The 14,860-nt window shown below is 36.7% G+C and carries 15 protein-coding genes; 2 read left to right on the top strand and 13 right to left on the bottom strand.

The window, feature by feature from the left end; genetic code table 11:
* Positions 1–10: 10 nt before the first annotated feature.
* Together FZC41_RS14480 and FZC41_RS14475 are read right to left on the bottom strand one after the other, a co-directional pair.
* Positions 11–2,476, bottom strand: coding sequence for an MrcB family domain-containing protein (locus tag FZC41_RS14480; protein ID WP_148568158.1), 2,466 nt, complete (start codon positions 2,474–2,476; stop codon positions 11–13).
* 75 nt (positions 2,477–2,551) lie between these two features.
* Positions 2,552–3,142, bottom strand: coding sequence for a YjbQ family protein (locus tag FZC41_RS14475; RefSeq protein WP_148568157.1), 591 nt, complete (start codon positions 3,140–3,142; stop codon positions 2,552–2,554).
* 236 nt (positions 3,143–3,378) lie between these two features.
* Here FZC41_RS14475 and FZC41_RS14470 point away from each other — a divergent pair, with 236 nt between their 5' ends.
* Positions 3,379–4,299: a putative ABC transporter permease gene (locus tag FZC41_RS14470; protein ID WP_148568156.1), complete on the top strand. Its 921-nt coding sequence runs from the start codon at positions 3,379–3,381 to the stop codon at positions 4,297–4,299.
* 27 nt (positions 4,300–4,326) lie between these two features.
* Complete coding sequence (locus FZC41_RS14465; protein WP_148568155.1) at positions 4,327–5,175, top strand: Mbeg1-like protein; 849 nt, start codon at positions 4,327–4,329, stop codon at positions 5,173–5,175.
* Positions 5,176–5,225: 50 nt separating this feature from the next.
* Here FZC41_RS14465 and FZC41_RS14460 read toward each other — a convergent pair whose 3' ends face one another.
* From FZC41_RS14460 to FZC41_RS14410, 11 genes are all read right to left on the bottom strand, one after another.
* Positions 5,226–6,410, bottom strand: coding sequence for an AI-2E family transporter (locus FZC41_RS14460; RefSeq protein ID WP_148568154.1), 1,185 nt, complete (start codon positions 6,408–6,410; stop codon positions 5,226–5,228).
* A gap of 178 nt (positions 6,411–6,588) precedes the next feature.
* Complete coding sequence (locus tag FZC41_RS14455; RefSeq protein ID WP_148568153.1) at positions 6,589–6,957, bottom strand: hypothetical protein; 369 nt, start codon at positions 6,955–6,957, stop codon at positions 6,589–6,591.
* A gap of 209 nt (positions 6,958–7,166) precedes the next feature.
* Entirely contained in the window at positions 7,167–8,981 is a 1,815-nt protein-coding gene (gene typA / locus FZC41_RS14450; RefSeq protein ID WP_148568152.1) for a translational GTPase TypA, read from the bottom strand.
* An 85-nt stretch (positions 8,982–9,066) separates the two neighbouring features.
* On the bottom strand, positions 9,067–9,459 hold the full coding sequence (gene rpsI / locus FZC41_RS14445; RefSeq protein ID WP_148568151.1) for a 30S ribosomal protein S9: 393 nt from the start codon (positions 9,457–9,459) through the stop codon (positions 9,067–9,069).
* 23 nt (positions 9,460–9,482) lie between these two features.
* Positions 9,483–9,920: a 50S ribosomal protein L13 gene (rplM, locus tag FZC41_RS14440; RefSeq protein ID WP_148568150.1), complete on the bottom strand. Its 438-nt coding sequence runs from the start codon at positions 9,918–9,920 to the stop codon at positions 9,483–9,485.
* 178 nt (positions 9,921–10,098) lie between these two features.
* Entirely contained in the window at positions 10,099–10,839 is a 741-nt protein-coding gene (truA, locus tag FZC41_RS14435) for a tRNA pseudouridine(38-40) synthase TruA (RefSeq protein WP_148568149.1), read from the bottom strand.
* A gap of 9 nt (positions 10,840–10,848) precedes the next feature.
* The gene (locus FZC41_RS14430; protein ID WP_148568148.1) at positions 10,849–11,670 is read right to left on the bottom strand and encodes an energy-coupling factor transporter transmembrane component T family protein; all 822 of its coding nucleotides are present in this window, start codon (positions 11,668–11,670) and stop codon (positions 10,849–10,851) included.
* 4 nt (positions 11,671–11,674) lie between these two features.
* Entirely contained in the window at positions 11,675–12,529 is an 855-nt protein-coding gene (locus tag FZC41_RS14425; RefSeq protein ID WP_148568147.1) for an energy-coupling factor transporter ATPase, read from the bottom strand.
* A complete protein-coding gene (locus FZC41_RS14420) occupies positions 12,520–13,365 on the bottom strand; it encodes an energy-coupling factor transporter ATPase (RefSeq protein WP_148568242.1) in 846 nt (281 codons plus the stop codon). The genes FZC41_RS14425 and FZC41_RS14420 overlap by 10 nt, the downstream gene beginning before the upstream one ends.
* A 183-nt stretch (positions 13,366–13,548) precedes the next feature.
* Entirely contained in the window at positions 13,549–13,890 is a 342-nt protein-coding gene (rplQ, locus tag FZC41_RS14415) for a 50S ribosomal protein L17 (protein ID WP_148568146.1), read from the bottom strand.
* Positions 13,891–13,897: 7 nt separating this feature from the next.
* The gene (locus tag FZC41_RS14410; protein ID WP_148568145.1) at positions 13,898–14,857 is read right to left on the bottom strand and encodes a DNA-directed RNA polymerase subunit alpha; all 960 of its coding nucleotides are present in this window, start codon (positions 14,855–14,857) and stop codon (positions 13,898–13,900) included.
* Positions 14,858–14,860: the final 3 nt, after the last annotated feature.

The raw sequence follows: 14,860 nt of genomic DNA, 5'->3' as shown, positions 1-14,860 counted from the left end.
TCGCCTTTTTTTATTCTATCAAGCTTTTCAGTTTTTTTATAATCTGCTCTCCACTCCTCGGACAGGGCAGCGCTTCAGCTTTCAATATCTTTTCCAGGCGGTTGCAAAACTTCATTTTTGTCTCTTCATTTAACAAACTTTGCTTTAAGCTTTCTTCTAAACCAAAGCATACCAATACTTTGTAAACATCGTCGTTTTTATCTTTTTGTTCATTTATAGCGGGAAGAATCCTTTGCAGGATTGCCAGATCAATGACTTCTTTTTCATTAAACAAACTTTCTACACCACTATTTATCCCAAATGCTAAAATCTCATTTTTCCCGCGGTACCCCATCGGATGATCAAAGTTCGCTAAAATATTTTGAAGTTCATTCAATAAATACATCAGCTTTTCGATGATTTCCGACAAACCTTGAGATTTGTTTTGAAGTTTAAACTGATTGTTATCCCAATTACTTTCCCCGACTGAACTTCCAAAATTAGGAAAAGCACTTATTTCAACCGTTGGCATTTCAAGGGTATTTCCACTATCGATAACTCTGGACTCTATCGGAAAGCTACCGGGCCCCCCGTTAATCGTTCCAACAACATATAGATTATCAGGGAAATGAAGCTCGCCATATTCTCGATACGCCGCAATATCCGCCCCAAAATCTTCCCGTGACAGAAATGGTTCATCATTTCCATTGATCCCTTCCAGTAATAATCGCATATAATTTTCCGGCAAAGATCGATCCATTTCATCAAAAAGAAAAAAATGCGGTTTCTCGGGGTTTTCTTTTGAACTTTTTAAAATCATCATGATCGGCCCTGGGATAAAATGCCCCCGACTATCTAAGGTTCCGAAAATACTTTTTTCGTCCTTCCAATTTTTCCCAACTAATACCCTAAGGAATCGTCCATTTTCAGCATTAGCACCAATAGATTCAGCAAATAGACGCGGTAAGCTTGTTTTTCCACTGCCCACATATCCCTTAATCATCACAAAAGGTTTTGATTTTAAAGAAAGATAATAGCATTTTACCAGTTCTGAGGGATAAATGAACCCCTTGTTTGCCATTTTCGCCAATATTAACTGAAGATAGGATGTCAGGGTTTCATTTTTTACTGGATAATGTTTCAATTTTTTCATAAAATCTCTATCATCCTGAACGCTTTTTTTAATATTTTCTTTTTGATGCTCTCTGATTTCATCCTGTTCATTTACAATATCATCATCTTCATTTTGTTCTTCAAAGATGAATTTTTCTTGCAATTTTATCGATTCCATCGCTATTTTCATTTTTTCTGTTTTTACTTCTTCTTCAATATTAGGCATCTGAATTTCTAAATCCATTGCATTTGATTCATCATCAATTTCGTTGTATGCTATTCCCTTTTTGAAAATCGGTTGGTCCTTTTGTTCCGGCTCTGCCACTTCATTTAACACTTCATTTTGAAGTTCCTCCGAACTATTTTCTTCCACTGACTCTTGATGATTTTCTATTGACGCTTCCATAAATTCATCATCGCTGGTGATATCCATCGGTTCTGAATCCATTGCTATACAAGCAGCATATATTTTTCTAAAATCTTCAAATTCGGCTTCCAGCACATCATCTTCCGGCATATCTTCTGTGTATTCACGATAGCAAAGAATCCCTGAAACCAATGTCGCATTCGCCAACAGCAGTTCTTGATGATTCGTTTTATAATTTTTGGTATCAACTTTCTCTTTCAGTTCATTCACTTTCTCCGAAAGACTTCTTATCCCCAGACCGCTTTCTGTATAGATAATGGATAAATATAATTTTCTGCTATCCATTGCCAGAAAATATACGAGATGAAGGCCATTATCAATACTGTTTTCGATCCGTTTATCCGTCACCATAACCCAGGGAATTTCTGCCCACTGTGAATCTCCGGCAAATCCTTGAACACTGTAATTTCCGGTTTTAATTTTTTCAAGTCCTACCAAAGCACCTGGTATTTCTTCATTGATAACGTCCTTAAATGAAAATCTAAAGTCTCTGGGATAGTAATTCGGGTAGTCAATAATCCACTTTTTTAACAGCCCTTGTAATCCTGATTTTTTTTGTTTGGGATCCTCCTTATTTTCTTCAATATTTTCCTCTTTATTACCGTTTATTTCTTTATTTTCAATAAGTAATCTTATATTATAGTGATCACTTTCTTTTATTATTTCAATACATGGTGTCTTTTCCGAATCTTTAATATCCTGAAACCAAGAATTATATTGCGGAAATACTTCTCCAAATTTTCGGATCAGCACTTTACTCAATTTTAGTTTTGGGTTTCCTCCTTCAGTTTCAACATATGCCGGATATTCACGACCATTAAACATTAATGCCAGCCGTTCTCCTTCTTTTCCAAAGAAATTCAAAAAATCATCCGGCACATAAGACTCTGTATTAATAAAATCAGATAATTCTGTCGTTTTTATTATTTTATCGGTTTCCAAGAATTTCCAGCTCATTTTTTACTGCCTTTCTGTTCTTTTTATCGTTCATCCCTTGTTTTACACCGTTTATGTATCTATCCGCACTATTTATTATTCTTCTGATTGCTCTATTTCTATTTCTATTTCCTTTTCCTTTTCCTTTTCCAGCAATAATCGTTTTTCCTCACAAAGCTTCCATTCAATACGCATTTCTTCTTTAATTTTTTCTTGTTCGGCTTCAAATTTTTCACGTGTTTTATATAGTATTTTCAGATCGTTGGGCATCTCAGGCTCTTCATTTTCAGACAATGTCGTTCCCATGGAGCTCATAAAATACTGTCGTTCGCCCGGACCCTGAAATTCAACAAAATAAATACTTTGATTTTTATCGAGTATCAACGTTCCATCCTGAACCATGATTTGAATCGTCATGCCAAAAATGCTTGCTTTAACATTTGCAGTTGTCCAACCGGTAAATTTCATGCCATCATACTTCGGCAATAGATGATTGATCTTATTGAAGAACTCCTTTTCCAAACGCCAATTATCGTTAACCGAAAGGGTAACTGCTGATGTTCTTTCCGGAATTTGAATATGGACAAAACCATCTTTTAACCGTATTTTAGAGATATAATCTCTGACGCTTTGGGTAATATCAATCAGTTGTTCATTGCTGGTAATTTCAATGTGAGTTGTTTTCATTTTATGGTCTCCCTCTATTATGTTAATTAGTTTTAATTACACCATTATAAGTGTTTGTTGAGGACTTGTTTCTTTTATTATAAACGATATCGTCTTAAAAAACTAAAACATATCCATTGATCTTGGATAAATATTTGTATTTAACAACTATTTATCCAGGAAATCAGATTTATCTATGAGACATCAATTTGATATGTTAGAATGATTTAATAATAGCAGCTGGAAAGGAAGTATTTATGTACTATGCGCTAAGTCTTCTCTTTATTTGTTTTATCCTCTATGCCTTCATCGGCTGGATCTGTGAAGTTGTTTATTGCTCAATCCTTGAGAGAAAAATTACCAATCGCGGATTTTTAATCGGACCTTATTGTCCCATATATGGTGTTGGCGCTCTGTTTATTGTGATGTTTCTGCTGCCCTTCACCAGCGATGCCCCGGTCGTATTTTTACTGGGTGTTGTTTTTACCAGCAGTCTAGAATACATCACTAGTTGGGGGATGGAAAAAATATTTCATGCCAAATGGTGGGATTACTCAAATAAAAAATATAATATTAATGGTCGCGTCTGTTTGCTTAATTCATTTTTCTTTGGCATCATGTCCCTAGCCCTGATGTATTTTATTTATCCTTTTGTCCAGGGAATTATTACCAGTTTTTCTGCTTTGTGGATTCAAATTATCGCGACCATTACGGCTGTTTTTTTTCTCTGCGATGTGGTTGAATCAACCCATGAAACTCTCGTCTTTAATAAAAAGCTGGTCAGCATTTATGATGCAACGACCGAATTCAAAGACAGTTTAAAAGATAAAGGAATCTCAACCGCTCATGAATTTGCTGCAAAGATTCAGGAATTAAAAGATGGTACGCTGGCAGATGCCATAGATTCCGCCCAAAGTAAGGTTCAGGAATTAAAAGATAGTACCCTTGCAGAGGCCATGGATTCCGCCCAAAATCTGGTCATTTATCTGGTTAATCGTATTAATGAAACACGAAAAATCAACCGTTATGCACATAAACGTATTATGAAAGCATTTCCCGGCATGTCCCACCATAACTTTCAATCATCATTAGAAATATACAAAGCAATTTTAACAAAAAATAAAACCAAAAATAATCCTGATTCAAACCAGAAAAGCGTTAATAAATATTTTTTTTGAAAACATAACTAATAGGAAGTAAAAAACATGTTATATCACAATGAGCTCAACTTACTCAGTCAACTTGCGGCATTGGATCTTCCAATTGCCTCATCGGCACTTCATGATTATACAGTTGGTGAAATGGTTGCAGCACTCTTAAAAAGGGTTAAATCCTTAGCAGGAGATTGTGCCATGTCTTCAACCGAGTGGTCAAATTCCCTACATTTAATTCAAACGAATTCGCATCTCACTTCTTTAAAGGTCCTTGCTTATACCAATCATCCAGAAAGTGCTCTTGTCGCATATTGCTTTTTTGAACAAGCTGAGAATACTGGAATCATTGCTTTTCGCGGTACTACAGGTACTGGATGGATTGATAACATTAAGGGCGGTTTTCTTTGCGATACCCCGCAACAAATAAAGGCACTGGAATTTTTTCATGAGGTAAATGATACCTTTAATATTAACGACTACATCATCACCGGCCATTCCAAAGGCGGAAATAATGGACAATATATTACCATTGTTGATGGCAATAAGATATCTCATTGTATTACTTTTAACAGCCAGGGCTTTTCGGCCGAATTCATTCGCAAATACACTCTCCAAATCAAAGCAAACCAGGACAAAATAATAGCTTATGAATGCGCCTGGGATGTCGTCAATATACTATTCATTAACATTGCCGCAAAACGAATTGTTGTCGGGACAGAATCAAGACTTCCCCATCGTAATCACCCACCCAATCGATTATTGAATCAAAATGGTGATATTCGTGATTTTGACAATCGTCATCCTCTTTATTCGGGAATTCAAAATTTCACGACAAACCTTTCTCTGCTTGTCTCTAAGGTAAAACAACGAATCGAAAAAAATAAATTCAAAAACAAATAAATTCAACTAAAAAAAGGACTCCTGCAAAACTGCCGGAATCCTTTTTTATTTTAATCAATATCACTCATGGTCTTCTTTATAATGCGTTCGTTTGTTATTTTTCTAAATACTGCATAAATAACAGCAAAAGTAGGTATTCCTAAAATAGTCCCCAGAATACCGAACAGACTTCCACCAATAATCATTCCGATTAGCACCCAAAGACCTGATAGCCCAACTGAACTTCCCACGACCCGTGGATATATTACATTGGTCTCAATTTGCTGGAGTACAACAATATAAATAACAAAAATCAGACAATAGAATGGATTGACCACTAATAATATAAAGCCACTGGGAACGGCACCAAGAAATGCTCCAAATACAGGAATAACACTGGTCATCCCGACAAGAACACCGATGAGCAGTGCGTAGGGAATTTGCAGAATCGCCAACCCGATGGTGCAGAGGGTTCCCAGAATAAAAGCTTCTGTCAATTGGCCTGCAATAAAGCCATGAAAGACCTGATTAGCAGTAATGCTTACATCTTGTATAAAATCTGCTCGATCTTTTCGGATATAAGCATAAATGAGTTTGTCCTTTAAAGCCAAAAGTTTTTCCTTGTCTGCAAGAAGATAAATTGAAATTACGATCCCCATTACGATATTAACGATCCCGGTTGTGACACTTTTCGTAACATTAAATATTTCTGGTACTGAATTGATCACCAGCCCTCCAAATTGACCCCATAGTTCATCCCATTGAATCGTGAGATCATTCCACAATGCTGCCGGCAGTCCAAAGAATGCTAATCCCTGATCTACCAAAGTATTAAATGAATCAATATATCCTGGTAATTTATCAATAAGTGTATTTACACTTTCGCTTACTTGTGGAACAATAAATGTAATAATAGCGGCAATAATTCCCAGCATCAAAACAAATGTAATGGTTATCGCAATAACCCGTTTAGTCTTACTTAAGTCTTTATTTTTCTTATTCTTAAATTTTTCCATAAAAGTCAAGAAATGCCTTTCGATAAAAGACATGGGAATATTTAAGACAAATGATATTCCTAATCCAATCAATACCGGCGTAATGATGTTCATAAATATGCCTAAATAACCAACTAAGTAATTAATGTTTAACAACGCAACAAAAAGACAAATGGCGAAAGAAATCAAAAACAGATAATTTCTAAACGTCATTTCACTCATCTCCGGCTTATTTTTTTTTCCCTTATCACTATTTTCCATTTCTTTACCACCTTTTTTAATATTATAGCATTCATAAACAAATTTTGCTAAATACCTTTTGCTTCATTTCTATAATACAGTTGTATTTATAGCCGACTTTCCAAAATTATTATGTAAAGTAAAAAAGCACTACTATTTTAGTAATGCTTTTTATTATGATCAACTTTAAAATGAATGACTAGTAGGATTTTATTAATGTAATACTACCAAGAACGGGAAGAGGTTTTGCTTCAAGATTCACGACATTTATTATTCCAATAATCATAAGTGCCAAAATCCCCAATGAAGCGACAAGATAAACTAATCCGATGATCATGCTAAGAATACCACCTAAAATCCCGAAGGGTGAAAAGAGCAAATTCAAAATCGAATACACAATCCACATGGCGAAAGATGCTAAACACAATACCAAGCCCTGATTTGCATGAAACTGTGCAAATTTATTGTCTTTTCCTGCCAACAATGGAATTAAAAATAAAATACCAAGGTATGCAAAAATAGAAATTACTTTACCTTCTTCAGCTTCCTGCTTATCAATATCAATCATTTGTTGTTAACCTCCTAGCTAAGATTTTACTCATCATAGCACATAAAAAGTTTAACGGTCAATCTATTTTGATTGATTATTTAAATTAATATGAATTTCTTTTTATTCCCTTATTTTAACAACCTCAGAAACACAGATAGTGCGTTCCTGAGGTTGTCGATACAAACATAAAATTCAAATTTAAATTATTTCGAAGGGATCATTATTGCTTAGCGTTTAGTTCTTTTTCGATCTAATTCGGATAGTACTTTCTTTCGGATTCGAATATCACTTGGCGTTACTTCTACCAACTCATCATCATTAATAAACTCTAACGCCTGCTCTAACGTCATTATTTTGGGTTCAATTAATTTCAAAGCTTCATCTGTTCCGGAAGAACGAACATTTGTCATTTTTTTATTCTTAGTTGGGTTGACGGTCATGTCATCGCTACGATTATTAATCCCAATGACCATACCTTCATATACCTTTGTTCCAGCTGCAACCATCATTTCCCCACGATCACTTAAATTGAAAAGTGAGTATGCCATGGTTTCGCCATTGAATTGTGAAATGAGTACGCCATTCTGTCGTTGCGGAATATCCCCTTTATGCTGTTCAAAAGAAGCAAAGCGGCGAACCATGGTTCCTTCGCCATGGGTATCATTAATAAATTCACTTTGATACCCTAATAAGCCACGAGTCGGCACTAAAAATTCCATTTTCGTCCAGCCTTCATCAGAGTACATGGTTTCCATTTGTCCTTTTCGAACATTCAGTTTAGAAATAACCGCACCAGAATATTTTTCAGGAACAGAAATAATGACACCTTCAACCGGTTCCATTAGTTTTCCATTTTCATCACGATGCATAATGACTTCAGGTTTTGATACGGCTAGTTCGTAGCCTTCGCGACGCATGTTTTCTATCAGAATCGACAGATGAAGTTCCCCTCTGCCGGAAACCTTGAATCCATCAGTCGTATCAGCCATATCTTCTACCTTTAATCCAACATTTACTTCCAGCTCTTTTTCAAGACGAGCTCGAATATGACGAGTCGTAACAAATTTTCCAACTTGTCCTGCAAATGGCGATTTATTTACCATGAAGTTCATTGAAAGTGTCGGTTCCTCAATTTCAATCATTTCCATCGGTTGAACCTGGTTGACTTCACCAATGGTTTCACCAATCGAAATATCTGAAATACCTGAAATTACAACAATATCACCGGCTTTTGCCTCTTTGACTTCAACTCTAGCCAAACCCTTGTAAACAAATACCTGATTAATTTTTTCTTTTTTAAACGTGCCATCTTGTTTACAGACTTCTACTTGATCCCCTGCATGAATGGTACCGGTGTATATTTTTCCAATTCCCAAGCGGCCAATGTAATCATCATAAGCAAGTGATGAAACTTGAATTTGCAAAGGTTCCAGACTCATATCATCGTGCAGTCCAACGTGTTCAACGATGGTTTCAAAAAGTGGTTGTAAATTGACTCTTTCATCACTCATATCCCGAATTGCAATGCCCTCTTTTGCGATACCATAAAGCACCGGAAAATCCAATTGTTCGTCAGTCGCTTTCAGTTCTACGAAAAGATCAAAAACCATATCGACCACTTCTTCGGCACGTTGATCTTTTTTGTCAATTTTATTGATAAAAAGAATTGGGTTTATGCCCTGTTCCAAGGATTTGTTTAATACAAAACGTGTTTGAGGCATCGGTCCTTCACTGGAGTCGACTAAAAGAACGACAGTATCGACGGTTTTTAGAATACGTTCAACTTCTGATGAAAAATCGGCATGTCCTGGTGTGTCGACAATATTGATTTTAATATCCTTGTACATGATTGAACAGTTCTTTGAATAAATTGTGATACCACGTTCACGTTCTAGGTCATTACTGTCCATAACACAGTCTACGACCTCCTGATTATCCCTGAAAACATGGCTTTGTCCTAAAAGGGCATCTACTAGAGTAGATTTCCCGGCATCGACGTGGGCGATGACAGCAATGTTTATAATGGGCTGTTTGTTGTTCATAAATTCCTACTTTCTTAATTAACTATTGTAACACTTAAAAGTCCTGCAACATTGAATGTCGCAGGACCCTGTGAAAAGTCTGTTATTAACGTTTTGAAAACTGTGGTGCACGACGGGCTTTTTTAAGACCGTATTTCTTTCTTTCAACCATTCGAGAATCTCGGGTTAAGTAACCGGCACGTTTAAGTGCTGGTCTCAGGTTGATGTCCGCTTCAAGCAATGCACGGGAAATCCCATGTCTGATTGCTCCCGCTTGTCCTGTAAATCCGCCGCCATGAACATTAACGATCACATCATAGGTATCCAGGGTTTCAGTTAATTTCAAAGGTTGTCTTGCGATTACCTTAAGTGTTTCCATTCCGAAAAATTCATCAATATCACGTCCGTTAATTGTAAATTTTCCACTCCCGGGTAATAAACGAACTCGGGCAACCGAGGTTTTTCTTCTTCCAGTTCCAAAATATTGTACTTTAGCCATTCTCTATTTCCTCCTTCTCAGCGTTAAAATTCGTAAACTTCTGGCAATTGCGCAGCGTGTGGATGTTCACTACCTGCATAAACTTTAAGTTTTGTAGCAACCTTATCCCCTAATTTGTTATGAGGGATCATACCCTTTACTGCTTTAAAAACCAAAAGTTCTGGTTTCTCAGCTAAGAATTTTCTGTAAGTCATTTCCTTTAATCCACCGGAATAACCGGAATATGTTTTATATAATTTCTGATCTAATTTATTTCCTGTTAACACAATTTTTTCAGCATTGATAATAATTACAAAATCACCGCAATCCATATGTGGTGAATAAATCGGCTTATTTTTACCTCGTAAAATATCAGCAACTTCTGTAGCTAATCTTCCTAATACCTTACCTTCTGCATCAATAACATACCATTTACGGTCTATTTCATGAGATTTGGCCATTTTTGTAGCATTCGCATTCATCTCAAAAGTCCTCCTCAGTTTATAATTTCTTATTTGTATTATTTTTGGTTTTCCGATAAGTGGGAGTTATCGGAAATCGTATTTTCTAGTATCTGGGCTAAGGATACATTAACGTCCATCATTAATTTTATAGCATCTTCCCGGGTGTGTCAAGTTATTTGTTTTCATTTAAGCCTAATTAATTCGCATAATATACTTCTTTTAGATAAAGCCCGTATGCCGGTGCTGTAATCCCTGCTAAACTTCGATTCTTGCTTAAAATGATCTTTTGTATATCGTGGCTGGCAATACGATGACGTCCAACTTCGTAGAGTGTTCCCACCATAATCCGGACCATGTTGTATAAAAAACCATTTCCTTTAAACGTAATTTCTCGAAGACTGTCATTTTTATCAAAAGAAATCTCTTCAATTGTTCTCACCGTACTTTTGACCGAACTTCCACTTGCCATAAATGATCTAAAATCATGTTCACCGATAAAATATGCTGCCGCTTCTTTCATCGCTTTCCAATCAAGTGAATCGGCAACATGAAATGCCAAATCTGTTGTAAAGGGACTAACCACATGCTCTTCACATATTTTATAGACATAACTCTTTCCTTTTGCATCATAACGGCTATGAAAGCTTTGATCACACCGTTGACTTTCAATGATACGAATATCATCCGGCAACTTTGTATTAAGCGCTTTATAAAAAGCTTCTGGCGGGATTGTAGAATCGGTTAAAAAATTTGCACATTGTCCAATTGCGTGAACCCCGGCATCCGTTCTCCCGGAACCAATAAGGTTTGTTTGTTCGCCGGTTAGTTGTTCAATCGCTTTTTCAATGATCTCCTGAATCGTAATGCCATTGGTTTGAACTTGCCATCCACAGTAATGTGTTCCGCGATAACTGATAATCAATTTTATATTTTTCATTATTTCTCTCTAAATCGGAAATATTAGCGGTATCTTTATCATGGTCGTTAAGATCAAACCACCAATCATCATAAACATTAGAACAAAAGACACGCGATCCCTGTTTTCAAAAACAAGTTGTTTCATCCGCGTTCTGTTTTGACCGCCTCGATAACACCGGGCTTCCATTGCTGTCGCAAGCTCATCAGCTCTCCGAAATGCTGAAATAAAAAGCGGTATCAGAATAGGAATAAGATTTTTTGCTCTTGAAATAATGTTGCCTGTTTCGAAATTTGCACCCCTAGCTTTTTGTGCCTTCATGATCCGATCCGTTTCTTCCATTAAAGTTGGAATAAACCGCAGTGCGATTGACATCATCATGGAAAGTTCATGTGCATAGCGACGTACAAATGGGATAAATCGCATACACCATTCCATCCCATCCGTTAAGTCAAGGGGAGACGTTGTTAATGTCATAATACTGGTACCAACAATTAGAAATATCAATCGTAAAGCCATAAATGTCGCGGTCTTCAATCCTTCCAAGGTTATATTAAAAGGTCCAAGTGCAGCCACTACGTTTCCTGGTGTCATAAATAAATTTAGCGTCACCGTTAATAATATAATTAGTACTAAACCTTTGATTCCACGGATAATATAGCCCACTGGAATTTTTGAAATAAGCGTAACAATAACTAGTACTAAAAATGTAGCTAAATAGCCCCATAAATTGTTAATACAAAATAACATCACAATATAAGCTGTCGTAAACAATATTTTTGTCCGGGGATCCAATTTGTGAATAACCGATCCGGTTGGATAAAACTGTCCAATAGTAACATCTTTTAACATCTTGTTACCCTCTTATGACTTTGAGAATTTCGTCTTTTGCTGCTTCCACTGTAAAAATATCTTCTCGTATTTCGGGATATTTTATTTTAAGTCGTTTCATGAGGTAAGTCACCTCCGGTACAGCTAGTCCAATGCTCTCAAGTGTCTCTATTTCCGTAAATACACGATTAGGCGAGTCATAAAACACAACTTCACCTGCATTCATTACTAATATTTTTTCAACTAATCTTCCGATGTCTTCCATGCTATGTGATACTAAAATCACCGTCATTTTTTTTTGTGTGTGCAGCAATTTAATCTGTGCCAGTATTTCTTCCCGGCCTCTTGGATCAAGACCTGCTGTTGGTTCGTCAAGGATTAATACCGATGGTTCCATAGCCAAAACACCGGCTATGGCAATTCTCCGCATTTGTCCTCCTGAAAGTTCAAAAGGTGATTTATCCTTAACTTCATCATAATTCAATCCAACCATTTTTATTGATTGCCGGACTCGGTTATTCACTTCTTCTTCAGATAAGCCTTGATTCTTTGGACCAAAAGCCACGTCTTTTTGGACAGTTTCTTCAAACAGCTGGTGTTCAGGATACTGAAAAACCAAACCGATATGATGACGTAATTGAATCATTTCTGATTTTTTTTTATTGAAGATATCCTCGCCATCAACCAAAACAGTTCCTGATGTCGGTGTTAACAATCCGTTAAGGTGCTGTATCAATGTCGATTTTCCTGAACCGGTATGTCCAATAATCCCGATGAAACTGCCATCTTCAATCGTAACATTAATATTATTGAGTGCCTGAAATTCAAAAGGCGACCCTTTTGAATAAATATGTGAAAGATTTCTAATTTCTACCGACATAAAGCATCCACCATTTCATCAATACTGAGAATATTATCTCTGATGTCCATTCCTTCATTTCTCAGTTCATAAGCGAGTTCCGTCATCTGCGGAACATCTAAACCTATTTTTTTAAGGGCGCAAACGTTTTTAAATATTGATTCCGGTGACCCTTCCATTACAATTTTACCTTGATCCAAAACAATAATACGATCTGCATTTATAATTTCACTCATATAATGTGTGATATGAATCACTGTCATATTTTTATCCCGATTCAATTTCTTGATGGTTTCCATAACTTCACGTCGTCCTGAAGGATCAAGCATTGCAGTCGGTTCGTCAAAAATAATGCATTCAGGTTCCATCGCTAAAATTCCTGCAATTGCGACACGTTGTTTCTGGCCTCCAGATAATTGATGTGGCTTTTGATGTGCATATGCCTGCATTTCCACTGTTGCCAGTGCCCGATCGACTCGTTCTCTGATTTCCAAAGAAGGAACTCCAAGATTTTCTGGGCCGAAAGCAACATCGTCTTCCACAATCGTAGCGACCAATTGGTTGTCTGGATTTTGAAATACCATTCCAGCCGTCTGGCGAATATCCCACAAATGTTCATGATCCTTTGTGTTTAATCCATTGACAATTACATCGCCTTTTGTGGGAAATATAATGGCATTAAGTAATTTAGAAAGTGTTGATTTTCCAGATCCATTATGACCAATAATCCCAACAAACTCGCCTTTATCGATATGAAAATTCACACCACTTAAAGCGTCAACAGATTCGGTATCGTTGTTACCTGGATATACAAATTGAACATCCCGTACTTCGATCATTTTTACTTTTTGTTCCATAGTCACTTGTTTTACCTTCTTTGGTGTTAATCACGAGTATTTTAAATGGGCCGAAACATCTTTGCGAGCTTCGACCTTTTCCTGGCTAGCTGCTTAACATTCTTCTTCTCTTTATCTACCCGCAAATGCAAGAAAGGGACTAAGCATAAATAACATCTTAATCCCTTTCTTTTGCATCATAAATTATACTAATTCAATTATAGCCATTTCTGCGCCATCGCCGCGACGTGGTCCAACTCGATAAATTCGAGTGTACCCACCGTTTCTTTCAGTATATTTAGGTGCTATTTCGTCAAACAACTGTTTAACTACAACTTCTTGTGTTATATATGCAATTGCCTGCCTTCTGGCATGTAAGTCGCCTCTTTTACCTAATGTGACCATTTTATCTGCTAATCTTTTAACTTCCTTCGCTCTGGTTACGGTAGTTTCTATTTTCCCGTGTTCTAGAAGGGCTGTGGTAAGATTACGCAATAATGCTCTTCGCTGATCAGAGGGACGGCCTAGTTTTCGATATCCCGCCATAGTACTATTACTCCTTTGCCTTTTCTTCTTCTTGACTCAAGGACAACCCAATTTCTGCGAGTTTGTGCTTGATTTCATTAAGAGATTTACGTCCGAGGTTACGTACTTTAATCATATCCTCTTCACTTCTTTGTGTTAATTTTTCGACTGTATCAATATTCGCACGTCTTAAACAATTACTGGATCTCACTGAAAGTTCCAATTCCTCAATCGACATTTCACGAATACGTTCTTTTTCACTTTCTTCTTTTTCAACCATGATTTCCACAGTTGTAGCATGTTCGGTTAAATTAATGAACAAGTTAAGGTGTTCACTTAATACCTTAGCTGCCAAAGACAAAGCTTCTTCCGGTGTTGTCGTTCCATCCGTCCATATATCGATCGTTAGCTTATCAAAATCGGTGATTTGTCCGACGCGGGTATTTTCCACTAAAAAATTAACTTTTAAAATGGGAGAAAAAATTGAATCCATTGGAATTGTCCCAATCGGCATTCCTGGATACTTGTTTTTATCTGCCGCTACATAACCTCGACCTTTTTCGATCCGCATTTCCATATTGAGGGTTCCACCCTTAGCTAAAGTAGCTATATGCATCTCAGGGTTAAAAATATCGACATCAGAATCTGCTATAATGTCTCCTGCTGTAATTTCGCCTTCTTCTGATGCTTCAATATAAATTACTTTTGGTTCATCTGAATATATTTCCGCCGCTAGCCCCTTGAGATTTAAAAGGACTTCAATAACGTCCTCCTTAACTCCTGGGATGGTAGAAAATTCATGTAAAACGCCTTCTATTTTAACTGATGTTACTGCTACACCCGGTAAGGATGATAACATAATTCTTCTTAGACTATTACCCAGAGTTGTTCCATATCCTCTTTCTAAAGGTTCAATAACAAACCGCCCATAGGTTTCGTCGTCTTTTTTATCAACAATTTCGATAACTGGTTTTTCGAATTCGATCATTTA

Origin of the sequence: Acetobacterium paludosum (assembly GCF_008086595.1) — a bacterium.
GTDB lineage: Bacteria > Bacillota > Clostridia > Eubacteriales > Eubacteriaceae > Acetobacterium > Acetobacterium paludosum.
This window is presented reverse-complemented; position numbering and strand designations above follow the sequence as displayed.